The sequence below is a fragment of the Streptomyces sp. NPDC051555 genome, from assembly GCF_044454405.1.
In the GTDB taxonomy this organism is placed as follows: Bacteria; Actinomycetota; Actinomycetes; order Streptomycetales; family Streptomycetaceae; genus Streptomyces.
On sequence record NZ_JBITDP010000006.1, the window covers coordinates 367244 to 390898 of the forward strand.

At 70.9% G+C, this 23655-nt stretch carries 22 protein-coding genes and 2 pseudogenes; 17 read left to right on the forward strand and 7 right to left on the reverse strand.

All coding sequences use genetic code 11. The features are described from left to right. Positions 1 to 49: 49 nt before the first annotated feature. Together ACIBEA_RS16550 and ACIBEA_RS16555 are read left to right on the forward strand one after the other, a co-directional pair. Positions 50 to 1264, forward strand: a complete 1215-nt coding sequence (locus ACIBEA_RS16550) for a hypothetical protein (protein ID WP_399261372.1) — start codon at positions 50 to 52, stop codon at positions 1262 to 1264. Between the two features lie 13 nt (positions 1265 to 1277). Continuing rightward, positions 1278 to 2105 (forward strand): SDR family NAD(P)-dependent oxidoreductase, encoded by an 828-nt coding sequence (locus tag ACIBEA_RS16555; RefSeq protein WP_399261374.1) that lies wholly within the window; start codon positions 1278 to 1280, stop codon positions 2103 to 2105. A gap of 49 nt (positions 2106 to 2154) precedes the next feature. Here the strand turns inward: ACIBEA_RS16555 and ACIBEA_RS16560 are convergent, their stop codons facing one another. The 3 genes from ACIBEA_RS16560 to ACIBEA_RS16570 are packed head-to-tail and all read right to left on the reverse strand — an operon-like array spanning position 2155 to position 4531. Further along, positions 2155 to 2619: a nuclear transport factor 2 family protein gene (locus ACIBEA_RS16560; protein WP_399261375.1), complete on the reverse strand. Its 465-nt coding sequence runs from the start codon at positions 2617 to 2619 to the stop codon at positions 2155 to 2157. Positions 2620 to 2674: 55 nt separating this feature from the next. Beyond that, positions 2675 to 3031 (reverse strand): nuclear transport factor 2 family protein, encoded by a 357-nt coding sequence (locus ACIBEA_RS16565; RefSeq protein WP_399261377.1) that lies wholly within the window; start codon positions 3029 to 3031, stop codon positions 2675 to 2677. Between the two features lie 27 nt (positions 3032 to 3058). Next, the gene (locus tag ACIBEA_RS16570; RefSeq protein ID WP_399261379.1) at positions 3059 to 4531 is read right to left on the reverse strand and encodes an aldehyde dehydrogenase family protein; all 1473 of its coding nucleotides are present in this window, start codon (positions 4529 to 4531) and stop codon (positions 3059 to 3061) included. 338 nt (positions 4532 to 4869) lie between these two features. Between ACIBEA_RS16570 and ACIBEA_RS16575 the strand changes: the two genes are divergently transcribed. The 5 genes from ACIBEA_RS16575 (at position 4870) to ACIBEA_RS16595 (ending at position 10220) form a co-directional block, all read left to right on the forward strand. After that, positions 4870 to 5718 (forward strand): helix-turn-helix transcriptional regulator, encoded by an 849-nt coding sequence (locus tag ACIBEA_RS16575; RefSeq protein WP_399261381.1) that lies wholly within the window; start codon positions 4870 to 4872, stop codon positions 5716 to 5718. A 461-nt stretch (positions 5719 to 6179) separates the two neighbouring features. Beyond that, positions 6180 to 6476, forward strand: coding sequence for a hypothetical protein (locus ACIBEA_RS16580; RefSeq protein ID WP_399261383.1), 297 nt, complete (start codon positions 6180 to 6182; stop codon positions 6474 to 6476). 165 nt (positions 6477 to 6641) lie between these two features. After that, on the forward strand, positions 6642 to 8126 hold the full coding sequence (locus ACIBEA_RS16585; RefSeq protein ID WP_399261385.1) for an FAD-dependent monooxygenase: 1485 nt from the start codon (positions 6642 to 6644) through the stop codon (positions 8124 to 8126). A 38-nt stretch (positions 8127 to 8164) separates the two neighbouring features. Continuing rightward, positions 8165 to 9430: an amidohydrolase family protein gene (locus tag ACIBEA_RS16590; RefSeq protein ID WP_399261387.1), complete on the forward strand. Its 1266-nt coding sequence runs from the start codon at positions 8165 to 8167 to the stop codon at positions 9428 to 9430. A 4-nt stretch (positions 9431 to 9434) separates the two neighbouring features. Further along, positions 9435 to 10220, forward strand: coding sequence for an antibiotic biosynthesis monooxygenase (locus ACIBEA_RS16595; RefSeq protein ID WP_399261389.1), 786 nt, complete (start codon positions 9435 to 9437; stop codon positions 10218 to 10220). Between the two features lie 367 nt (positions 10221 to 10587). On the opposite strand, the pseudogene ACIBEA_RS16600 reads toward ACIBEA_RS16595, so the two are convergent. Then, positions 10588 to 10956 (reverse strand): annotated as a pseudogene (locus ACIBEA_RS16600) (hypothetical protein); the annotation flags it as partial. Between ACIBEA_RS16600 and ACIBEA_RS16605 the strand changes: the two are divergent. Together ACIBEA_RS16605 and ACIBEA_RS16610 are read left to right on the forward strand one after the other, a co-directional pair. Next, complete coding sequence (locus tag ACIBEA_RS16605) at positions 10956 to 11354, forward strand: alpha/beta hydrolase (RefSeq protein WP_399261391.1); 399 nt, start codon at positions 10956 to 10958, stop codon at positions 11352 to 11354. The pseudogene ACIBEA_RS16600 and the gene ACIBEA_RS16605 sit on opposite strands and share 1 nt — an antisense overlap. Positions 11355 to 11431: 77 nt before the next feature. Further along, positions 11432 to 11608 carry a hypothetical protein gene (locus ACIBEA_RS16610; RefSeq protein WP_399261393.1) on the forward strand — a complete coding sequence of 59 codons (177 nt, stop codon included), beginning with the start codon at positions 11432 to 11434 and terminating at the stop codon, positions 11606 to 11608. A gap of 67 nt (positions 11609 to 11675) precedes the next feature. On the opposite strand, the gene ACIBEA_RS16615 is transcribed toward ACIBEA_RS16610, so the two are convergent. Continuing rightward, positions 11676 to 12293: a TetR/AcrR family transcriptional regulator gene (locus tag ACIBEA_RS16615; RefSeq protein WP_399261395.1), complete on the reverse strand. Its 618-nt coding sequence runs from the start codon at positions 12291 to 12293 to the stop codon at positions 11676 to 11678. A gap of 275 nt (positions 12294 to 12568) precedes the next feature. On the opposite strand from ACIBEA_RS16615, the gene ACIBEA_RS16620 reads away from it, so the two are divergent. Beyond that, the gene (locus ACIBEA_RS16620) at positions 12569 to 14899 is read left to right on the forward strand and encodes a cytochrome P450 (RefSeq protein WP_399261397.1); all 2331 of its coding nucleotides are present in this window, start codon (positions 12569 to 12571) and stop codon (positions 14897 to 14899) included. Positions 14900 to 14958: 59 nt separating this feature from the next. Here the strand turns inward: ACIBEA_RS16620 and ACIBEA_RS16625 are convergent, their stop codons facing one another. Both ACIBEA_RS16625 and ACIBEA_RS16630 read right to left on the reverse strand, forming a co-directional pair. Continuing rightward, on the reverse strand, positions 14959 to 15993 hold the full coding sequence (locus tag ACIBEA_RS16625) for an AraC family transcriptional regulator (protein ID WP_399261399.1): 1035 nt from the start codon (positions 15991 to 15993) through the stop codon (positions 14959 to 14961). Between the two features lie 179 nt (positions 15994 to 16172). Then, complete coding sequence (locus tag ACIBEA_RS16630) at positions 16173 to 16511, reverse strand: hypothetical protein (protein ID WP_399261401.1); 339 nt, start codon at positions 16509 to 16511, stop codon at positions 16173 to 16175. Between the two features lie 167 nt (positions 16512 to 16678). On the opposite strand from ACIBEA_RS16630, the gene ACIBEA_RS16635 reads away from it, so the two are divergent. From ACIBEA_RS16635 to ACIBEA_RS16665, 7 genes and pseudogenes are all read left to right on the forward strand, one after another. Beyond that, a complete protein-coding gene (locus ACIBEA_RS16635) occupies positions 16679 to 17791 on the forward strand; it encodes a hypothetical protein (protein ID WP_399261403.1) in 1113 nt (370 codons plus the stop codon). Positions 17792 to 17847: 56 nt separating this feature from the next. Continuing rightward, a complete protein-coding gene (locus tag ACIBEA_RS16640; protein ID WP_399261405.1) occupies positions 17848 to 18714 on the forward strand; it encodes a hypothetical protein in 867 nt (288 codons plus the stop codon). 992 nt (positions 18715 to 19706) lie between these two features. Continuing rightward, positions 19707 to 20042, forward strand: a complete 336-nt coding sequence (locus tag ACIBEA_RS16645) for a MerR family transcriptional regulator (protein ID WP_399261407.1) — start codon at positions 19707 to 19709, stop codon at positions 20040 to 20042. Positions 20043 to 20056: 14 nt separating this feature from the next. Continuing rightward, a complete protein-coding gene (locus tag ACIBEA_RS16650) occupies positions 20057 to 20605 on the forward strand; it encodes an STAS domain-containing protein (RefSeq protein WP_399261409.1) in 549 nt (182 codons plus the stop codon). A gap of 10 nt (positions 20606 to 20615) precedes the next feature. Continuing rightward, a pseudogene (locus ACIBEA_RS16655) lies at positions 20616 to 20999 on the forward strand (PP2C family protein-serine/threonine phosphatase); the annotation flags it as partial. A gap of 238 nt (positions 21000 to 21237) precedes the next feature. Then, positions 21238 to 21441, forward strand: coding sequence for a cold-shock protein (locus ACIBEA_RS16660; protein ID WP_382991187.1), 204 nt, complete (start codon positions 21238 to 21240; stop codon positions 21439 to 21441). A 590-nt stretch (positions 21442 to 22031) separates the two neighbouring features. Further along, the gene (locus tag ACIBEA_RS16665; RefSeq protein WP_399261456.1) at positions 22032 to 23636 is read left to right on the forward strand and encodes an ISL3 family transposase; all 1605 of its coding nucleotides are present in this window, start codon (positions 22032 to 22034) and stop codon (positions 23634 to 23636) included. Positions 23637 to 23655: the final 19 nt, after the last annotated feature.

Below are 23655 nucleotides of genomic sequence, written 5' to 3' on the forward strand. Positions count from 1 at the left end.
CCGTATCGGCAGCCGGCACGCCTTCCTCGGAGACGACTCCCGCCTCCTGGTGACCTGCGGCAGCGGCTGCGGAACCGCGCTCGCGTGCCGGCGCTTGGGCGACGACCAGGTCACCAGCGTGGACGTGGACCCGTACCTGATCCACGCCGCGCGAGAGCGCCTGGCCGCGGCCGGCCACCGGCCGCACCTACAGGTCTGCGACGCGACGGGCGAGCTGCCCGGCGTCTACGACCGCATCGTCTCCACCGTCTCGGTGCCCACCATCCCCGCCTCGTGGCTGGGGGTACTCACCACCGGCGGCCGCCTGGTGACCACCCTGTCGGGCACCGGGCTGCTCATCGTCGTGGACAGGACCACCGACGGCGGCGCCACCAGCGTGATCGCTCCGGAGCACGCGGCCTTCATGAGGACCCGCCAGGGCGATGACTGCCACGCCGCGCCCGACAATGGCGAGCTGTGGGCCACCGCGCGGAAGGCCGACGGAGAAACCGTCACCACCGGCCGCTACCCGGTGATGCGGGTCAGCAGCATCTGGGACGTGCGCTCCACCCTCGAGCTCACCGTCCCCGACATCGAGCACCGCACGGAGACGGCCCCGGACGGCTCCCGCACCGCCTACATGCTGCACCCGGACGGCTCCTGGGCCAGGGCCAGGGCCAGGGCCAGGGCCACGGCACCGGGGCCCGGGAAGTACCCACCGTCCACCAGAGCGGCCCCCGTCGGCTGTGGGACGAACTGGACCGTATCCGAACCCGGCTCGTCATCGACGGTGATCTACCCGTGGCCGGCGCAGCGGTACGCATCGACCCGGACGGTACCTGGCACCTCAGCCGCAGCGGATGGTCCGCAACCATCCGCGCACCGTAGGCGTTGCAACCGCCCCGCACCGTCCTGCGCGCAGCACCCGCCGCTGGCCCTCCGTCCGGCAGCGTCTGCTGGTTCCGAGCCAGTCCGCCCCCAGCCACGTGGTGCCGGTGCGGGCGGAGTCCCGGGCCGCGGGGCCGGCTGCTGCCCGGGGCGGACGACCGCGGCGGGAGGCGGTGTCGCTGGATCTGCGTCACCCTCCCCACCGGCCTCAGCCACCCAACCGCACCCACCTGATCAAAATATGCAAGCCGGACGACGCTCGTCAGCTGCCGCGACCGGACACTCGCCCACGGTTTACGGACCTCTGTTCCCAGGCGTGGCGCACCGGGGAAGACACGGCCTTCCTCAGCCTTCCGGACGCTCGCATGATCGAGGCGACGACATGCGGCCCTTCTAGGGAGGAATGAGTCATGACGACGGAGTACACGGACCGGCCCCCCACACACGCAGCGAATACGTCCCCCGCGCCGTCGGGCGGACCGGAACGCCTTTTCTGCCTCGATGGCCGGCGGGCCGTGGTGATCGGCGCGGGTAGTGGCATCGGGGCGGCCAGCGCCCGGGCTCTCGCCGCGCATGGGGCCGCCGTGGTGTGCGCCGACGTCGACGTCGCCGCGGCCACCACGACCGCCACTGCCATCGGCGGCGAGCCCTATCTGCTGGATCTCCTCGATCGCGAGGCCGTACGGGCGGCTCCGGCCGCGCTGGGCGAGGTCGACGTGCTCGTCTTCACGCCGGCGACCAACGTTCGCAGGCGGTTGGTCGACTACTCCGACGCCGAGTTCGACGGGATCGTCGACCTCAACCTGCGGGCGCCGTTCGACCTCCTGCGCGCCTTCGGAGGGCCCATGGCCGCGCGCGGCCGCGGCTCGATCATCGGCGTCTCCTCGATCCGTGCTGTGACCGTCGAGCCCGGCCAGGGGATCTACTCCGCGACGAAGGCCGGCCTCGTGGCCCTGCTCCGTACGGCCGCCGCGGAGCTGGGTCCTCTGGGTGTACGGGTGAACGCGCTGGCCCCCGGGGTCGTCGAGTCGCCGATGACGACCTGGGTGCCCTCCGGTTCCGTGCGCTACGACGCCTACGCGGCGAAGACCGCGCTGGGCCGCTGGGCCCAGCCGGAGGAGATGGCGGGTGCGGTGGTGTTCCTGGCCTCCGACGCGTCGAGCTACGTGACCGGGAGCATGCTCACCGTCGACGGCGGGTGGACGGCCGTCGACGGTCGCTACGAACCCCCGGAGTGAGCGCCGGGGGTTCGGGGCGGGGCGAGGGTCGGTGGGCGGGGCCGGAGCGTCACTCGCCCGAGAACATGGCCTTCGCCATCGCCTGGCCGTCACCGATCGTGTCGATGACGACGAGGGGGTTCGAGTAGTCGCGCCAGTGGACGATCCGGCGGTCGCGGATCGTCACGATCGAGACGTAGTGCTGGTGGTAGGGCCTACCGGTGGTCACGCCGGTGCCGTGGCTGGCGTACTCCAGGATCACCACGCCCGGTGTGGTCGTCGTGTAGACCTTGGCGTCGCTCATGCGGTCGAGGGTGATGATGCGTCCGTAGCCGCGGAAGGAGTCGATGATCGTCTGGCGTCCGTGGAGTGCGGGTGGGGTGCCCGGGGGCGCGTAGAGGAACTCCATGACGACGTCGTCCGCGAACAGGTCGAAGTAGCGGTCGCCGTCGGCCACTCCCGCCAGACCGGCCAGGGACTCTTCGACGAGTTGGATGAAGGGGGCCAGGGCCTCGAATTCGGCGTAGTCGACCATCGTCTCTTCTCCTTGGTGAATCCTGGGCGCAGCCGTGGCTCGCCGCGCCGTCGTCTCAGACCTGGTTGTTCCACATGCGGAAGACGGTGCACTTGGCGTGCTCGTCGAAGGTCACGGTCCAGAGGTTGGCGAAGGTGCCGAGCTCCTTGTAGACGCCGGTGCCTCCGATGGCGGCGGTGTCTCCGTTGATCGTGAAGAGGGTCCACTCGAAGTCCCAGCCGCCCTGCTGCCAGGCCTCCCGGCTGCGCCAGCCCTTCACGATCTCCTCGCGGCCGATCCAGTGGGTTTCGTACGGCCACTCGTGGTACTCGGCGTCGTCGGCGAAGAGGGACGCGATGTCGTCCTGTGCGTTGCTGCGCCAGGCGCGCTCGTAAGCGGCCACCCATTTCTCGACTTGCTTCTTCGTGGGCACGTTCGGCTCCTTCCTCGATGTGGGATGTCAGGTGGTGGGCAGCGGGGCGGTGCCAGCGCCGCCACGTCGCACCGTGATGGTCCGCGGGGTGGTGAATTCGAGCAGGCCCTCGGATCCGCTCTCCGAGCCGAAACCGGATTGTTTGTGACCCGCGAAGGTGACGTCCGGGGTGAGGTGCTGGACCTCGTTGATCCACACCGTCCCGGCGTCCAGGCGCTGTCCGACGGCCAGGGCCGCTTCTGGGTCGGCCGACCAGACAGAGGCGCCGAGTCCGTACTCGCCCGCGTTGGCCCGGGTGACGGCGTCCTCGATGTCATCGAACGGGAGCAGTGGCAGGACCGGGCCGAACTGCTCCTCCTGGACGATGCGCGAGTCCTCCGGGGGGTTGTCCACGAGGGTCAGCGGCACGAAGTAGCCGGGCCGGCCGCCGTTCTCGTCCTGGATTTGGTGCTGATCCTGCGGCGGGCCGCCTAGGGCGAAGGTGTGGCCGTGTGCCCGCGAGTCGTGGAGGAGGTCGAGGACCCGGTCGTACTGCGGGCGGTTCTGGACCGGGCCGAGGCGTACGCCCGCTTCGGTGCCGGGGCCGGTCCGTACCGTGGCGGCGTAGGCGACCATGGCCCGCTTCAGCGGCTCGTAGACGTCGCGGTGGATATAGAGGCGTTTGATCGCGAGGCAGACCTGACCGCTGTTGGCGAAGGCTCCCCAGAACAGCTTCTCTGCCACGGCCTCTACGTCGACGTCCGGGAGGACGATGGCGGGGTCGTTGCCACCGAGTTCCAGGGTCACCCGGGTCAGCGTGGGGGCTGCGCCGGCCATGACCTGGCGGCCGGTCCGGGTGGAGCCGGTGTAGCTGATCATGTCGATGCCGGGGTGCGCGGTCATCCGCGGCCCGAGTTCGGCGCCGCCCGATACGACATTGAGCACGCCGGGCGGCAGCACGTCGCGCAGGATCTCGCCGACCCGCAGTGAGACCAGCGGGGTGAAGGGGGACGGCTTCCACACCACGGTGTTGCCCGCGAGCAGCGCCGGGGCGAGCTTGAATCCGGCGTTGCCCACGGGGTAGTTCCACGGCACGATCGCCCCGACGACGCCCAGGGGGATCCGCCGGGTGACAGAGAGCCGCTCCGCGCTGTCCTCGTTGACCGTTTCCGGCAGGGACAACGAGGCCGTCCCGCGCAGCCAGTAGCCGAAGCCCAGGATCTCGCCCGCGGCGTCGTCCAGGCTCTTGCCCTGCTCGCGGGTGAGGAGGTGCTTGAGGGGTTCGAGCTGCGCTTCGACGGCATCGGCGACCGCCAGGACGAGCCCCCGGCGCTCCTCGAACGGGGTCGCCGACCATCCGGAGAGTGCCGCCCGCGCCGCTGTCACGGCCTGGTCGAGCTGCTCGGGCGAGCAGACGGGCGCGCGTCCCGCGATCGTCTCGTCGGCCGGGTCGAGCACGTCGTACATGCTCGCTCCCGCCACCGCCTCGCCCGCGATCGTCATGGTGAAGCCGGTAGTCATGGAAATCTCCTGGTGCGGTGGTGAATGGTGCCGAAGCGCGGCAGCCCGGCGGACGGCCTACCGGCCCGGCACCGGACCCTCGGACCGGCCCCACGGGCCGGTTCCGGTATCCGGCCGCCGTCCCGCGGTCGCGGGGACGGCACACCACCGACTATCCGTTGCTCGCCATGTACCAGGAAGGCCAGGTCTGCCTAGGAGTGCCACACCCTGGAACGATTGCCCGGATTCCACCGGAAGCCGCTGGGGGCTCCAAGCCATCGGGGCCACGAGGGCGACGCCCGGCCGGCCCTGCCCTGCGGGCTCGCGGTGCGGGCCGGGCAGCGGCGTACGATGCGAGGATGAGCGACCAGGAGCTGGGCGAGTTCCTCCGTGCACGTCGCGCTCGGGTGAGTCCCGCGGACGTGGGGATGGCCACGTCCGGCACGCGCCGCGTGGCCGGGCTGCGGCGCGAGGAGGTCGCCGTCCTGGCCGGGGTCAGCGCCGACTACTACGCCCGCCTCGAACAGGGCCGGGAGACCAACCCCTCCGGGCAGGTCATCGACGCCATCGCGAACGCCCTGCGGCTGGGGACCGACGCCCGCTGGCACGCCTACCGGCTGGCCGGTCTGCTCCCGAAAACGGCGCCCGCCGCGCCGCACACCCCTGTGCACCCGGCCCTCCTCCAGCTGATGGACGCCTTCCCCACGGCCGTGGCCTACGTCATCAACCACCGCCTGGAGGTCCTCGCCTCCAACGCACTGGCCGACGCCCTGCTCTCGCCTCTGGCCGACCCGCGCCGCATGGTCCGCTCCCTCTTCCACGACCCGGCGGCCCGCGAACTGTTCGCCGACTGGGAGACCGTCGCACGCGACTCCGTCGAGGCCCTGCGCCTGGCCGCCGGACAGGAACGCCGCGATCCCGAGATCGCCGCACTGGTACGGGAACTCCTGGCCGACAGCCCCGAGTTCGCCGCCCTGTGGCAGGACCACAGCGTCAGCGGACTGGGCCGCAAGACCAAGGTCTTCAACCACCCCGACGTCGGCCGGATCACCCTCACCTACCAGGCGTTCGACGTACAGGACGCTTCCGGCCAGTACCTCCTGGTCGGCACGGCCGAGACCGGAAGTACGGACGCGGACTCCCTCGCACTCCTGGGGCCCCTCCACGCGGCGGGCCGCCGCAACGGCGCCCGCCCGGGCGCGGGCTGACCGTACCGGTTCAAGCCAGGTCAACGCCAGGGGCAGGATCACGCCTTCGGGGGTCTCGCGCTCGTCCGTGCGCTCGGGTGGCTACGCTGACTGGCCGGTGGCGCTCGAACCAGTCGGGGAGCGCAGCCGTCGATGTGGAGGACGGCCCCGAACCGTCCGCCGCCCGTGTGGCCCCCGCCGACAGGTCGGGGCCTCCCGGCGGCTGCCCGTGGTGACCGACCCGACCTTCCCCGCTCTTCACGTGGGCCTGCGGCAGGCCCCGCCCACCCCGGGGTCGAACACGGCCGGGCACGTGCCGGACGCAGACACAAGTAGTCCGGACTGACGAGCATTCACATGCGGCTGACCAGTGCGAATGATCAATGGTGCAACGTAGCGCCGCTCTCGGGCACCGGCTGACGGGTGCCCGGGGGCTCGCACACATCCCGGACGGGGCTCCGCCCCACAGGAGGTCACACCGCGTGAAGACTTTCAAGAACCGCCTGTACGCAGCCGCAGCAGCCGCCGCTCTCGGAGCAGCCCTAGCGGCCGGAGCATCCGCTCCGGCCGCCGTGGCAGCCCCCTTGGACAGCTGCCGTGACGTGGTCGTCCGGACCAAGGTCGACCTGAACAACGCCGGCGCCCCGACGAGTGCCAACGGCTGGCAGGCAGTCCGTGATGCCGCACAGAGGTTCGTCAGCAGCCACCCCTTTGACAGCCCGGCCAAGGAGGCGCTCCAGCGCGACGTCAACGCCCTCAACGCCCTGTGCGCCCCGTAGCAGGGCGCTGAGCACCCCACCCACGTCAAACGGAAACGAGCGTTTGCGTTACGCGCGCTCGGGGTGCTACGTTTTCAACGTAACGAAAACGTACGTTTTCGCTTGATGGTCCGAGTCGGCATCGCGCCATCCGCGGCCGCCGCATCGGACGGTGAGGAGCGCACGATGTCGAAGTCGTCAACCCGTCCCGCCCTTCCCTGCCGGACGGACGTCCTGATCTCGGGCGCCGGCCCCACGGGGCTGGCGCTCGCGGCGAGCCTGCGCCAGCTGGGCGTCGACCACGTACTGCTCGATAGCCATGACGCTGTCCGGCCGGGCTCAAGGGCCGCGGCCGTACAGCCGCGCACCCTGGAGTACCTGGACCGGATCGGCGTCGGCGCCACCTTGGTGGAAGGGGGCAGGAAGGGGGGCGGGTTCTGCCTGCACGACGGTGAACGGCCGCTGCTGCGGGTCTCGTACGACGCTCTGGACACGCCCCACCCGTACGTCCTGCTCGCCTCCCAGCAGACCACCGAAGAGCATCTGGCGCGGCGGCTGGAGGCTCTCGGCGGCTCCGTGTACCGCGAGCACCGTCTCCTCGGTTTCACCGCGGACCATCCGGGGGTCACCGCGACGGTCGCCGGGCCGGACGGGGTGCTGCGGGCGGTGAGCGCCCGGTACCTGGTCGGCTGCGACGGGCTGCACAGCACCGTGCGCACCGCCGCCGGGATCGGCTTTCCCGGGGAGGCGCCGGAGCAGTTGTTCGCGCTCGCCGACGTACGCCTGAAGCCCGGGCCGAGGGTGGCGGCGCACGAGGACACCACCTTCTTCCTCTCCGAGGCCGGGCTGCTGCTCCTGTCCCCGCTCGCCCAGGGCCTGCACCGCCTCGTCGCGCCGGTGCCCGCCGGCTCCTGCGCGCCCGATGCGGGCGACATCGAAGACCTGCTGGCCCGGCGCGGTCCGGCGGACGGGTGGGCGCGGGTCGAGGAAGTCGTGGAGGCGTCGACCTACCGGACGCAGGAGCGGGTGGCCGAACGCTTCCGCGCCGGCCCGGTGTTCCTGGCCGGCGACGCGGCCCACACGCACAGCCCGGCGGGCGGCCAGGGCATGAACACCGGCATCCAGGACGCCGGGAACCTGGCCTGGAAACTCCACGCCGTACTCACCGGCACTGCCCCCGACGCACTGCTGGACAGCTACCACGACGAGCGGTGGCCGGTCGCCGCCAGGCTCATCGCCTTCACCGGCCAGTTCGCCCGGGCCGCCACCCTCACCGACCCTGCCATGGGCCGCCTGCGTAACTCCCTGCTGGCCGCCGCCGCAGCGGCGCCGGGCATCACCGACTGGCTGGCCCGCTCCCTCGCCCAGCTCGACATCGGCTACAGCAGCGAGCCCGACCAGGGCACACCGCGCCCCGGCACCCGCGTCCCGCCGTCGGACGTCCCCGCGGACGGCCTGCGCTGGACCCTCGCCCTGCCCGGCTCCAGTGCACCCACACAGCACCCCCGCGACCTGGGAATGCGGCACGGGCCGCTGACCGTCCGGCACGTCGCCGGCCTGACGACCACGCTCCTCGTACGCCCCGACGGCTACCTGGCCGCCGCCGGAGTCCCGGCCGACCCGTACGACACCGCCGCCCGCCTCGGCCAGTACCTCCCGCAGTCGCGGTAACCCCCTTCGGCACAGCTCCAGTTCAAGGAGACACCGACATGACCACCTCCCGCACCACCTCGCCCACCCTCATCCGCCACGTCGCCGTCTTCGACGGCACCCGGCTCCACCCCGCGCAGGACGTGCTGATCGACGGCCCCACCATCGCCGCCCTCGGCCCCCGCCTGGACGCACCAGACCGAGCCACGGTCCTCGACGGCACCGGCCGCACCCTGCTGCCCGGCCTGATCGACTCCCACACCCACACCACCGAAACCTCTCAGCTGCGCCAGGCCCTGCTGTTCGGCATCACCACCGAACTCGACATGGGCGGCGCTCCCGAGACCGCCCGCCGGATGCGGGCCGCCGCCGACGCGCGCGACGACCTGGCCGACGTACGGGTCGCCACCACCGGCGCCACCGCGCCCGGCGGCCACCCCTGCCAGCTGGTCGACATCGGAATGCTGGAACCCTTCCCCACCGTGGCCGGGGCGGACGACGCCGACGCGTTCGTCGCCGCGCGGGCCGCCGAGGGAGCGGACCACCTCAAGATCTTCATCGAGGACGGCACCGCCATCGGCAAGCCGATGCCCCTCATGTCCACGCAGACGGTCACCGCGCTGGTCCGGGCGGCCCACGAGCGCGGGCTGCGGACCGTCGCCCACACCCTGACCCGCACCGCCGCCCTCCAGGCGATCGACTGCGGCATCGACGGCCTGGCCCACTCACCCGCCGACGGCCCCAGCGACCAGGCCCTGATCGAGGCAGCGGCCGAAAAGGGCGTGTTCGTCATGCCCACCCTGACCGCACTCACCGGCATGACCCACACCCCGGCCGAGTACGCACTCGCCGACGACCCCCGACTGCGCCCCTACGCCGACCCGCAATGGCTGGCCGACCTGGACAAGATCCGCACCACCGAACCCGGCCAGCGGGTAGGGCCCATCGGAGTCGACCCCCGGCACGCCGCTGACGCCGCCCTACGGATGTTCCGCCTCGGCGTGCCCCTGCTCGCGGGCACCGACGGCACCGGCGGCACGGGCCACCCCACCACCCACGGCATCAGCTACCACGGCGAACTCGCCCTGCTCGTCGCCGCCGGCCTCACCCCCACCCAGGCCCTGACCGCCGCCACCGCCGCACCCGCCACCGCATTCGGCCTCACCGACCGCGGACGCGTCGCCCCCGGACTGCGGGCCGACCTGCTGCTCGTAGACGGCGACCCCACCCGCGACATCACCGCACTGCGCGACATCACCGCCCTGTGGCGCCGCGGAACACCCGTCGACCGCTCGGCCCCCCGCGCCGCACAGCCCGAGGAGTGACCCCATGAACCCCGCCGCATCTCCCACGCCCTCGGGCATCCACCACGTCAAGCTTCCCGTCACCGACCTGGAACGCAGCGCACACTGGTACACCGAAGTGCTGGGCGCCCGCCGCCTGACGGACCTGGACCACCGCCGCCCCGACGGCACCCTCTTCGCCGTCATCCTCGACGCCCCGGGCCTGGGCACCCACCTCGAACTGCGGCTCGACCCGGCAACCGCCAGCGCCCTCAAGGGGTACGACTTCCTCACCCTGGCCGTCGCCGACCGCACCGCCCTGGACACCTGGATGACGCACCTGGACACCCTCGGCGTCCTCCACTCCCCGCCGGTCGTGGCCCTGGCGGGCTGGCTCCTGGTCGTCCCCGACCCCGACGGCCAGCGCCTGCGCTTCTACACCACCACGCACCACGGACTGGACCCCGCACGCGTGGAGTACGACTCGCCCTGGCTCAGCACCGGCCCCGCACCCAGCACCGCCCCCAGCGCCGAACCGGCACCCCGCATCATGACCACGATCACCGCACGGCCCGGCGCGGACCGCGAACTGGAGAACCTGCTCAGGGAGTTCGCCGATACGACCCGCCGCGAGGACGGGTGCCTTGCCTTCCGGGTACACCGCACCCCACAGGCACCCGACACCTTCATCGTCTACGAGGAATGGACCGGCCAGCAGGCACTGGACGCCCACCGCGCAACGATCCACATGAACAGCTTCCGCACCCGTGCCACACAACTGGCGGCCTCGCCGCCACATACGCGGACACTCGTGCCGTGCCCCGAACACTGACCCCGCACGCGGGCACCGAAAAGCACCCCTGCACCCTCGCCTGGACCGGTTCAGGGTCACCCGGGAAGAAGAAGTCCAGCGCGGACGCCTTTCACACGAAGGTGTTCGACCAGGCCGTGCTCCTCGGCGTCGCACACCGTCACAGGTCAGCAAACAGCCCTGCGAACGGTCCGTGAGCCGGCGTGACCGACCACCCAGCGGCCGTCCGACGAGACCATGTGCTTGGGACGTGACCGAGGAGCGTGCACGCAGAGATTGCCTTCATGCTGGTACTACCGAGACCCTGAAAGGACCCCATTCCCAGCTCAGAAAGCACTACTGCCTTTCCGATCATGATTCGGGCACAGCTGCGGGCGTGCGGCACGGGCTAGTGGCGGCTGCGGTTCGTGGTGTGGTCGTCCAGTTGTGCGGACCACTGGAGGAGGAAGCGCAGCGCTTCCTGGGAGGGGGAGTGCGGTGGGGCCGTGTAGGCGACCAGTTGCTGGTCGGGCTGTGTGTCGACGCCGAATTGCTGGACGTCGAGGGTCACGGTGCCGATGACCGGGTGGCGGTAGGTCTTGGTGAGCTGCCTGGGCCCGCGGACCTGGTGGCTTGCCCACCAGGTCCGGAAGTCCGGATCCCGGACCGTCAGTTCGCCGACCAGGTCGGTGAGCACCCGGTCGTCGGGGTTGCGTCCGGCCTCCATCCGCAGGACCGCGACGCACTCGCGGGCGGCGCGTGGCCCGCGGCGAGTGCGTGCAGAGCTTCCAGGTCTTCCCCGACACCGGCGAGCAGGCTCGCGCCCTGGGCGGGAAGCACGGCTTCGAGGGCTTCGAGCACTACCGCACCAACCGCGCCCGGCACCCGCGCTCGGCCCAGTTTCTCACCTGGTCCAGCGTCGACCGCCAGGTCGGCTTCGATGCCTTCCGCTTTGTCGACCTGATCGCGCCCTGCCCGCTGCTGATGATCGTAGGAAGAGAAGCGGTCACCTCTTGGATGACAGTAGAAGCGTTCCAGAACGCCCGCAGCCCCAAGGAACTGCACTGGATCGACGGAGCCAGCCACGTCGACCTCTACGACAAAGAGCTGTACGTCGGCCCCGCAGTCTCCAAGCTCACCGACTTCTTCAGGACCCACCTGGCCAAGGCCCAGTAGACCGGCCGTCCTGAGCGCCACAGCGCAGCGGCGGCCACGAGGCAGCCTGCAGCGGCGTCCCTGGCATGAGTGCGGGGATGCACCCGGAAGCGGCCATCATCACGGTCTTCAGCCGCGCTATGACCGCCGCCGCCAGATCGAACGGCGTGGCCGAAGCCGTCGGCCATTGGGTGAAGGGCCTCGGCAGCGTGTCCGCCGCGTTCCTGGCGCGGCGGGCAGCTGAGCCGGTCGCCCTTCCGGCCATCAGGCGCTGAGCACCCGGCCCGACCGCCCGTGAGCGTGCCGAGCGCCGCACGGTCGGCGCCGCACCAGCCGTGCCCATCAGGAGGACGGTGCGGTGCCGATCGCCGCGGCCAGGGACGAGAGGCCGCCGATCAGCTGCTCCGCGCTGACGGGTGTCACCAGGTGGCGGCTGACCAGCAGTCCGGGCATGAGCGTCATCAGGATGGTCGCGACCTGCTCCGGGTCGGCCGTGGAGGGCAGGCACCCTTCCTCGCGCCAGCGCAGGGCCAGTTCCGCGAGGCTCCCGCGCACGGCCAGGTAGAAGGTCCTGGTGCGCTCCTCCAGTTCCGGGCTGCGCAGTGCCTCGCCCCACGCCTGGATCGCGATGCGGGTCAGATCGTACGGCTTGCCCTCGCCTCGGTCGCGGGCTTCCCCCGCCATCGCTTCCAGGACCTCGGCCGGTGACGGGGTGGGGCGCCTTTCCAGTAGCTGCCCGAACATGTCCCGTACCAGGGTCAGGGCCTCGTCCGCGGCGGCGTCGATGAGGTCGTCCTTGCTGCGGAAGTACCGGTAGACGGCGCTGGAGGACATGCCCGTCGCGGCGATGACGTCGTCCATCGAGGTGGCGTGGAAGCCGTCGCGGGAGAAGCAGCTCCACGCGCTCGTGAGGATGTGACGGCGCCGCTTCTCCATGGTCTCTTCGTTCAGTCTGGGCACCTCCTCACCCTAAACCGAAACGATGGTTTTCGTTAAGAGGGCGGGGGTGCCGGTCGCGTCAGAACGCGGCGGACCCTCGCGCAAGAAGACCGGACGCGTACGCATTCACGCGGACCCTCCGGAGACCCTAGCCTCGCGGGGAGAACCGGACCCGACCACGACACCGTCGCCCTTCCGCAGGCCGCCACCGCTGCGCACCGGCTTCTTCTCGATCCCCGCACGGGCGCCGTCACCCCGCCGTGCGAACGCACACCCCCGGGACCAGGAACGTGAACGTGAACGTGAAGACGAACCACACCTCCACCCCCACCGCGTCAGGCGGGATCGCCGTCGCCCCGCGGCGGCTGCCCCTGCTGGGACACTCGCTCGCGCTGCTGCGCGATCCCATCGGAGTGCTCCAATCGATCCGGCCCTTGGGCGACCTGGTCGAGCTCCGGGTCGGGACGCTGCGCGTGTACGCCGTGAACTCACCCGTTCTCCTGAAGGAGATGCTGGTCACCGACGCCGTCTCCTACGAGAAGGGCCGCTACTTCCAGAAGTCCCGCCCCTTCCTCGGCAACGGACTGCCCAACTCCGAAGGCGACTTCCACCGGCGCCAGCGACGCCTGATGATCCCTGCGTTCCACCGCGAGAAGCTCAAGGCGTACACCGATGTCATGCGGCTGAGCGCGACGACGTACGCCGAGGCATGGACACCGGACGGCGCGGTCGACGTGGGCACCGAGATGTACGCGATCGGTAGCGAGGCCGTGACCAGGGCCCTGTTCGGCAGCGCGCCGGGCAACGAGGAGGTGCGCCTGATCCGGCGCTGGCTGCCCACCTACGTGCACGAACTGATGCGCCGCGTCCTCTCTCCCGTGGACTGGCTCGACCGACTTCCGACCCCCGGCAACCGTCGCTTCGAGGAATCGGGCGTGCGGCTGCGCACGGTCGTCGACCGGCTGATCCGCGAACGCCTCCACGACGGCCAACCCCGCGAAGACCTCCTCGGCATGCTGATGGCCGCCCGCGATCCGGACACCGGTGAGCCGATGAGCCCGGACCAGCTCCACGACGAGGTCATGACGGTCATGGCCGCCGGGATCGAGACCGCCTCGACCAGCCTCACCTGGCTCTTCCACGAAGTCGGCTCGCGACCTGAGATCGAGCGCAGGCTCCACGCCGAGCTGGACGAGGTCCTCGGATCGCGGCCGGTCACCTTCGACGACCTGCCGAAGCTGGTCTTCACCCAGAACCTCGTCCGCGAGACGCTCCGGCTGCGCAGTCCTGCCTGGATCCTCATGCGCCAGGCCGCACGGCCCGGCGTCCTCCTGGGCGGAGTGGAGATTCCCGACGGAACCGAGCTGCTGTTCAGTCCGCTGACCCTCCACCGCGACCCCGAGCTCTACCCGAACCCGATGGAGTTCGACCCGGACCGGTGGCTGACCGCCGACCCGCGCGGCTGGGCCTTCCTGCCCTTCGGCGCCGGTCCCCGCAAATGCATCGGGGACCACTTCGCCCTCACCGAGATGGCCACCGTCGTGGCCACCATCGCCTCCCGCTGGAGACTGCGCCCCCTCTCCCCGCAGGCCCCACGCGAAGTACCCGGCGCCGTTCTTGTACCCAGCCTGCTGCTCATGTCCCCGCAACCCCGCCAAGCACACAACCAGCGCGCTGACCAGGGACACGGCGCCGGCATCCGGATTCCCTTTCCCGCCCGCATCAGCCCCGACGCCCCGCGTGCGGCCGCCGAACACCTCCAGTGGCCCCGCTCCTTCGGTCTGCTCCCCACCGACCAGGCCGCCGAACGCCACGCCCTCGCCCACTACGCGGAACTCGCCGCCCGCTTCCACCCGGCCGCGACCGGAGCCGACCTGGACCTCGGCGTCGACCAGATGAGCTGGTTCTTCTGCTTCGACGACGCCTTCGACGGCCCGGCCGGCTCCCACCCCGGCCCAGCCCGCCTCTTCGTCGACGCGGTCGCCCACGCCCTGGACCACGTACCTGCCCCGGACGCACCACCCCTCGTCCGCGCCTTCCGGGACCTGTGGCTGCGCAGCAGCGAAGGGATGTCGCCGACCTGGCGCGGCCGCGCCGCGGCTCACTGGCGCGCTTACCTGTACGGGCACGTCCAAGAGGCGGCCAACCGACACCACGGCGCCGCGATCACCACGGCGGAGCACCTGCGCCTGCGCTGCGACACCATCGGCGTGCAGCCCACGCTCGACCTCGCCGAGCGGATCGGCCACTACGAACTGCCCGCCGCGCTCTTCGGCTCCGACGCCGTCGCCACACTGCGCACCCTGGCCGCCGAGATCGACTCCCTCCACAACGACGTCTACTCGCTGGCCAAGGAAGAAGCGGGCTCCGATCCGCACAACCTGCTCCTCATCCTGCGGCGCGAGCACGGCTCCGACCACGACACGACCTTCGCGACCGTGCTCAGCATGCTCCACGCCCGCCTCAACCGATTCCGCACCGTCGAGGACGAACTGTCCGCTCCCGACAGCGCGGCGGACCTCGCGCCCCTCGACCGCACCGTCCTTGACCGCTACATCCATGACGCCCTGCACCCGGTCATGCGCGCCCCCTACGACTGGGCACCCCGCTCCAGCCGCTACACCTAACCCCACCTGCTCGTTCACCGGCCCGCGCTGCCGGGCGGACTCAGGGGACGCGAATGGACTCAGGGGCCCGGCGGGCGGGCCCCTGTCGGGAATGCCTGACCCGTTACGACTGGCACCGGCGTCAGCCTGGCGTTGTCCGTACGCACGAAACACCGGTAGTGACGCGGGGCCATACCGGTGGTCCGCTTGAAGGCGTTGCTGAAGGCACTCTCCGACGCGTACCCGAGGGCCGAGGCGAGTTCACTCACCGGTGTGTCCTCTCGCCACAGGCTGCGCCGGGCCAGTCGCATGCGCCAGTTGTAGAGGTACGTCAGGGGCGGCGCTCCCGCGACGGTCTTGAACCGGTCGGCGAAGGTGGTCCGTGACATGGATGTGGCCCGTGCCAGTTCGACCAGGGTCCACTGGCGGGCCGGGTCGCCGTGCATGAGCCTGAGCGCCGGGGCGATCTGTTCGTCGGCCAGCGCCCGCAACCAGCCGGCCGGGAAAGTGTCCGCTTCCGCGAGGTACGTCCGCAGCACTTGAACGAAAAGGAGCTGGGCCAGGTGATCGGCCACGAAGGAGGCCCCTGGCCGGTCCTCGCGCATCTCGTGGAAAGCCTGGTGGAGGAGCCAGCAGACGGCAGGAGCCTCGACGGATCCCGCCCTCATGTGTATCAGGGGCGGCAAGGCTCCAAGGAGTAAGTCCTTGCCCGCGACTTCGAGTTCGACGTGGCCGCTGAGAGCCGTGACGTCCCGGACTCCTGGCGGCCCTGTGTGGTGGTAGGGCTCCACAGTCGCCTTCAAGAGCGGCAGGGCCTCCACCGGGGCCAGATCCGGATCACTCGCCAAGACGTACCGGCGATCCCCAGCGAGGATCACCACATCACCCGCCCGCAGGATCTGCGGCTCATCGATGCCGTCCATCACCAGCCAGGTGACGCCCTCAAGGACCGCGTGGACCTTGAGCCGCCCTGGTGGTGGGAACGACAGAGCCCACGCACCCGCATATGTGAAACCCCGCGTCAGCACGCAGCGTGCGCCCGCCAGTTCGAGGGTCTCGGCAATCGGATCACCCCAGCCCGGCGGGCGCGGAGGTGGCGGAGGCAGAACGTCCATGACGCGACTCTCTCGGAAGCCCTTGCCAAGGGCAAACAACCCTCGCCCACCACCAGGCCCTGAGACCAGAGGCCGGACAGCCACCGTGCCAGGGGCCCCAGCTCCCCATCCCCGTCAGCACCGACCCGCCCGCACCTCACCATCTCCCCGACAAGCCGACCCCAGGGCGCGGCGCGCTTTCACCCGGAAGGGGGAGAGGCGCCCGCCTCCCAACACACTCCGCCAGCGCCCGCGGGGGCGTCAGTGGACGCAGACTTCAGTCGCCGTCCGTCCTGCGCGATCCCCTGGTCCGTGAACGCTTCACGCCGTTCGTCACCGCGGCCGACTGGGCGCTGGCCGAGCACCGGATCCGCGAAGCGTCCCTGCTCCTGGGCCGCACCGGGCAGGACGAAGGCGCGCGCTACGTCGCCGCCTTCGGCGACCTTCTCGCTGTCGCTGTCGCTGTCGCTGTCGCTGTCGCTGTCGCTGTCGCCGTCGCCGCCGCCCACGCCCCGGCCCTCGTACGTGACCGCGTACAAGCGGCGGCCGACGCGTGTCGAGCAGGCCGCCCGCGCCCCCGGCGCTTGTTCCTTGGAGGGCCGCGCGCGGGCCGGATGGCGCGCCTCGACCCGGGCACTGGAGCGGGCATCGCGCGCGGCCCGGGGCGGGCGGCGCCGCGGTTGTACTCACGCTGCTGCTCGCGCTCGTGGAGGCGGTGGAGGCCGCCGGCGAAGCCGCCGTGCTGCTGCGGGAGGACCGTCGCGCCGCCCCCGACGGCGAAGCCGCGGACCGGTCGGGTGGTGCGCACCGCCGGCCGTGGCCTGCTCGGGACTACGCCCGTTACCGGTTCACCGGTCCGGCCACGCCCGGATCCCGGACGGCCGGGGCCGTCCCGTACGCGCTGCCCCTCACCCGAGGGAGCCTTCTGCCGATGACGTACCCGCCCCAACCCGAGCCGTTAGCCGAAGCCCTCGGGGAGGCCGCGCACACCGCTGCGATGGCCTACCGGCTGATGATGACCATCGCCGACGCCGTGCGCCGCGCCACCCGGAAGCGCCTGATGGGCAAGGAGGGAGGAGCTCGGCGAGGACGCGGCCACGATGGCCCGGGTTGGTCGGCCGACCAACTGCGCGGCGTCCTCGGCGACGACATCCTGGCCGCGTTGATGCGGGGTGCGGACTGGCCGCAGTTGGCCCGTCAGCTCGTCGGCCTCCAGCAGTCCGGAGTCGACCTCGGCACGCTCCTGCCGCAGATGGGCCGCATGACCGCGGGCGTCCACCAGGCCGTCGCCGCGAACCTCGCGCGGGCGAACGCGGCGGGCACCGACTGGTGGGCCAACCTCCTGGAGGCGACACTGCCCGAGGGCCTGGTCCGCGACGCGATCCTCGCCTCCCCGGCCTGGCCGGACATTGCGGCCGCGATGGGCCACCTCGACGCCCGCGTGGTGGGGCGCGTGCGCGGGCGTGGTCTTGGCGGCGGGAGGCTGGTGGGCGGACTGGTCCGGGTATCTGGTGACCGGGCTCGTCCTGTTGCTGATGGCCGGCGCCGTGGTCGTGACCGAGGCTTGGCGATCCGGAGCTCTGGGGCGGGCACGCACCGCACCGTCCACCCCGCACGACGACGCGCGCCCGCGGGCGCGTCCACCGGAGGAGAAGGCGGACCAGGAGCGCTCGCTGCGCCTGCTGCAGGCAATCGACGGCGCCGCCGAGACCGGGATGGCGGGGGGCTGTCGGAGTTCGAGCGCATCGTGCTCTATGGGGTGGTGGAACTCCCGGGCCGGGAGTACCCGCCGCCGGGGCACGACTACCCGCGCCCGTGAACGCGCGGGAGCGCGCGGTGGAGGAGGACCTGACGTCACAAGGAGTGGGGAGCGCGATGTCCGAGACGGGTATCCGGCGCGAGCCGGCCGTGGTGGCTTTCGAGCTGCTGGAGGCGGCGGCGTTGGACGAGGCCGCCCGTGCGGGCGGCGCTGAGCTGGCACCGAAGTGGGGGATGCGCCGGTCCCTGACGGCCGCGCTGGAGCACTGGCACGACGCGGGGTCGCTGCGCGAGGACTCCCTGCTGCTGGTGGAGCACCTCGCCGTCGAGCTGACCGCCTACCGCTACCAACAACTCGGCGACCAGGCAGCGGTCCAGCTCTGGCTGGCCGAGTTCGGCGACGAAGTCGTCCGCGCCCAGCAGCACCTCCACCCGGCCGGGTCGACCGCGGTGGAGATCCTCGCGGTGCTCATCGGCGAAGGCCCGGCCGCGCGCGGCCGGGACAAACTGCGGTTGGCGCGGATCGGCGGCCCGTACCTGCTGTACGTCCGCGACGACCATCAGGTCGAGGACGCCCGCGAGATGGCCCTGACCTTCGGCATGTGGGCGGCCTCGGAACTCGCGCAGCTGCTGTACGACGACCTCGTCCGCATAACGGCCTACACCGCCACCCGCGCCGCGCACGCGGCTTCCTCCGGTGGCCCAGCAGTCCCCGGCGTGGACCTGGGTGGCCGACCGACCGACACCTATCCCGTGCTCGACCAGCCACGCCGGCGGCTCCGGCGCCGCCGGCTCGCTCATGCCGCCCCCCGCTCCACCGGAGGGAGCGCGCGGGCCGCACGGCGCAGCGCTACGGCGCCCGTGCGCTGGGCGGCGGGGGAGTTCCAGTACGGGTGGGTGTGCAGGCTCTGGGAGAGGGCGATGAGCCGACGCCGCTGCGAAGTCGTTCCGGCGGCGGCGGGAGTCTGGGCGAGATCGGCGTAGGCGGCCAGCCACGCCCGCTGGAGGGCGAGCAGGTCATCGGGGAAGCGGAATGGTGCTCTCACCCCTCCATTGCAACATGTGTTCGATTTTCTCGGGAAGTCTGCCGCTCGGCCTTTTCGGCCGCTGCGCGGCGGGGGCGGGCGGGGTGATGCAGAGGTCGGAGTCGGGCTCTGCCATGCGCCGCTCCTGTCCGGTATCGGTTACCTCTGTGCCGGACCCATGAAAATCTGTGCCCGCTGGAGTAGACATTGGCCAGTGGCGTGGCTATGGTTTCTTACGTAGCTCAGAGAGATCGCAGGGCCTGGCAGAACCAACTGCCGGGCAAGTAATACCCGCAGTACCAGTGGTTGCAGTGTGTAGGACGGTGCGGTGGTGGAGTTCCGAAGCCAGGTGATTGCAGGACGGCGACGGGACTGACGACCGGACCGGGTGGCCCGCAGTGATCAGGGGCCGCCGCGAGCAGTACCGCAGTGGCAGTACCCGCAGTAAGTGCAGTTGAGCAGCACCCAGCAGTGAAGTTGAGTGGAGTGGTACCTCGGTGAAGGCGTCGGCTGCGGGCGCGCGCACCCGGGAGGTTCGGCAGTGGGGTTCTAAGCCAGAGCAGACGCAGGATGGGCGACGGGGCTGGCTGTCGAAACGGCGCTTTGACAGGCCACCAGCAGTACGCAACACAGCAGTACAAGCAGTTCGCAGTATCAGCAGTGCGCAGTTCCCGTTTGGTAAGTGCTCGATCCAGAGGGAAAGAACGGAGGAGCCGAGCATCATCAGGATCGCCCGGGCGGAAGTCTTGAGTCCGGGTACCGCAGGACATCGGTAGTGAGGTGGTCTCCGGTCACGCATTCGCGATCCCCGCACCCCGACGAAGTACAGGTCGGGTAGGCGGAAACAGAAGGCCGGCGCAGTACCAGGGCCGGCAGATGGTGTAGCAGTTCCTTCGGGGCCCTGGTGCCATAGGCACCAGGGCCCCTCCGCGTGTTCAACAGAGAGGTGTGATGACCGCAGACGATTCGTTCGGCCGTCTCGATGACGACGACTACCCCGCCTACACCATGGGCCGGGCCGCCGACATGCTCGGTGTGCCCCAGAGCTTCCTGCGCGCGATCGGAGAGCACCGCCTGATCACCCCGCTCCGCTCACCGGGTGGACACCGCCGCTACTCCCGCTACCAACTGCGCATCGCCGCCCGAGCCCGCGAGCTCGTCGACCAGGGCACCCCTATCGAGGCTGCCTGCCGGATCGTCATCCTCGAAGACCAGCTCGAGGAGGCCCAGCGGATCAATGCTGAGTACCGCCGTCGCGGAGTGGCGAACCCGTCAGCCGCGGCCTGAGGAGGAGGGATTCGATGGATCGCGTTGCACCAGGGGCCCTGCGGGAGCCGGGGAGGCTGCCGTCTCCTCGGCGGGCCACCTGCACGGTGGCCTCGGTCGGCAGTGACGGCTTGGTCAGTCTCGCTGGGGAACTCGACTTGGAGGCCGTGCCCGCCATTCGCGACGCGGTCCGCGACTGTCTCCAGGGTCGGCCCGCGCTCCTGCGCATGGACATCGGTGCGGTGTCCTTCTGTGACTGCTCCGGGATCGGCGCCCTGGTGTGGGCGAAGGGCGAAGCGGCTCGCGCCGGGATCGGGTTTCACCTCAGCGGCTCTCCCCAGCCGATCGTCGCCCGTGTCCTGGCCGTGACCGGTGCGGATACCCAACTGGGGCTGATGCCTGTGCCGGCTGAGTGGCACGGTGAGCGCCGGGACAGCGAGTGGCCGTATCCGGTCCGAATCGGCGCGGGAGCCGATCGCCGTCACGGCCTCGGGAATGTCCCGCACCCCTGCGTCGGGGGCGGGAGGGGATCCGAGCGAGCCGACCAGCCCGGCCGGAATGCGGGGGCATACGCCAGGCGTTGATCGCCTTCCCATGCGCGAGCACGGCCGCGAGGGCTACGTGACCGGTCAGCTGCTGCGGATCAGCCTGCTCAGCGGCGCCACCGAGTGCATCAACGCCGGACATCCCTGGCCGCTGCGGATGCGCGACGGCGCGGTAACCCAGATCGTTCCGGAAATCGATCTGCCGTTCGGCGTCCTCAGCCCCCGTGACTACCGGGTGCAGTCACTTGACCTGCGGCCCGGCGACCGACTGGTGATGCTGACGGACGGCATGCTGGAACGCAACGCCGACACCGTGGACCTGTCCAAGCTCATCGTCCGCACCCGCGACCCGCATCCCCGGGAAGCCGCCACCGGCGCCAACCTCACCGACGCCTCACTCCCCTCCACCACAGGGACCAGCCCCGAACGGTGACCCGCTCGACCGTGCCTCTACGGCAGAGCGCGGCGCCAGGAGCGTGTCGTGTCCCGGTTTCCTCTGGTGACTGGCCGTTGTGGGCGTGTAGCGTTTGAGCCAGCTGTCGTGGTTCGGAAGTTCCCTGTGCCCACGCCTCAGGCGTGGGTGTTTTGCTGTGCTGTGCCGCAGGAACCAGGGCGATCACCTCCGCCTTCCGCATCGTGCGGGAGGCGTTCATCGACTGGAAGGCATGGATATGGCTACGGGAACTGTGAAGTGGTTCAACGCGGAGAAGGGCTTCGGCTTCATCGCCCAGGAAGGCGGCGGCCCGGATGTGTTCGCCCACTACTCGGCGATCAACGCCTCTGGGTTCCGTGAGCTCCAGGAGGGCCAGGTCGTGACGTTCGACGTCACCCAGGGCCAGAAGGGCCCCCAGGCGGAGAACATCACCCCGGCCTGACCCCCCAACTCCCGGGGCCCGCCCCGGTGCCGGCAGGCACCAGGAGCGCCGGGACACCCGTGCGCACTCCGTACCCGTCCGTGGAGCGGCGGTCGGCCGGACGTCGCCCGGGCGCTTCCGAGAGCTGAGGCGTACACGATCAGGGCCGCGCGACCGCGCGGCCCTGATCCGTCTCACGCACGACCTCGCCCCCTGCTGGGCGCAGGGCGATATGCCGGGCTGGCCGACGAGGTGGGGGAGGGCCGCAGGTCTTCCTGGTGCGGGCGAGGCCGTCGCGTGCCCCCGCCACGTCCTCGGGCCTGGAGAGGATGGCGCCGGAGAGTCTTCCCGGCGCGGCCCGGGAGGGCACGATGCCGGTCGTCCGGCCTTGACTTCGCGTTGTTCGGCGAGGCCGGGGCAAAGCTGGTGGCTGCGTAGGTGAGATCTGGGTTCTGGCACAGATCTTGGGGAGTCGTCACGGAGTGTTATCACGATGTTCGATTGCGAGGAGACGGTTCGCGTGAGACCGCGTACGCCTTGTCGTCCGACGAACAGATTTGACGCTCCATCAGATTCCTGTCGCCCGCTGCTGCGGCGGGTTGTGGCCGGTGATGGTGCTGGTCATGCAGACCGATGCACCGTTCTGGGACTTGCTGGTGTTCGAGGGGATCGACGAGGTGGACGTCGAGGCGGTTACGGCCGCGTTCGGCACGGTCGAGGTGGTGGCGAGAGGCCGCGCGCCCGGGGCGGCGTGTCCGGGCTGCGGGTGCTTCTCGGGCCGGGTCCACGACCGGTACCAGCGCAGGCTGAAGGACCTTCCGCTCGCTGAGCAGGGCTTTGTGATCCGGTTGACGGTCCGGCGCTTCATCTGCGGGTCGGCTGACTGCCCGCGCCGGACGTTCGCCGAGCCGTTCTCCCGGCTCGCCGCCCCGCACGCACGGTTCACGACCCGGCTCAACCAAGCCCTGGAGCGGGTGGGTCTCGCGCTGGCCGGGCGGGCCGGCGCTCGGCTGGCTGCCCAGTTGGGCTTCCGCGCGGGAAGGATGACCTTGCTACGCAGGGTCATGGCATTGCCCGACCCACTGTTCGACACACCGCGTGTGCTGGGCGTGGACGACTTCGCGATCCGCCGCGGCCAGACCTACTCCACCGTCTTGACCAGCGTCGAAGACCATCGCGTGGTCGACGTGCTCCCGTCCCGTGAAGCCGAGCCGCTGGCCGCCTGGCTGATCCGCCACCCCGGCGTGGAGATCATCTGCCGGGACCGGGCGGGCGCCTACGCCGAAGGTGCCCGCCGCGGGGCCCCCGACGCCCTGCAGGTCGCCGACCGGTTCCATCTGTGGCAGGGCCTCGGCCGGGCCGTGGAGACCTGTGTCGCCGCCCATCGCAGCTGTCTGCGTAATCCTTCGTTCAGCGGGCTGTTGGCGGAGGCCACCCGACTGGCTGCCGGTCGGCCGCAGGACGACCCGGCACCCCTCGGCCGGCGGGCCGAGCGAAAGAAGGCAGCGCATGCCTTGGTCCACGAGCTCCTCGCTCAAGGTCACTCGCGCCGGGCGATCGCCCGGCACCTGGGCTGGGGCCTCAACACCGTGCTCCGGTACGCGAACGCCGCTCACTGGCAGGACACCTTCCGTGAGAACCGGCCCCGGCCCAGCAGACTCGACGCCTACAAGCCCTACCTGGAGCAACGCTTCGCCGAGGGCTGCACCAGCGTCACACAACTGCACGGCGAGCTGCTTGCCGAGCACGCCCCGGTCACCTACGGCATGGTCCGCGCGCACATCGCGACCTTGCGCAATGCTCCGCCCACGGCGCCGCCCCGGCCGCCGACGGTGCGACAGGTGACCGGCTGGCTCACCCGTCACCCCGCCACCTTGACCGAGGAGGACAGCACCGCTCTGAAAGACGTTCTGACCCGCTGCCCCGAGCTGGCCACGGCCGCCGGACACGTCCGCGACTTCGGCGAGATACTCAGCAGCCGGCTCGGCCACACGCTCCCCGCCTGGATCGACGCAGTCGATACCAGCCAGCTACCCGGCCTCACCGGCTTCGCAATCCACCTGCTCAGAGACCTCGACGCCGTGACAGCCGGACTCACCCTGGACTGGAGCTCGGGCAGTATCGAGGGCGCCGTGAACCGCATCAAGAAGATCAAGAGGCAGCTCTACGGTCGAGCCGGATTCGAACTGCTCCGCAAGATGATCTTGCTCCAGTAGATCCTCGCGCCGACGCGGG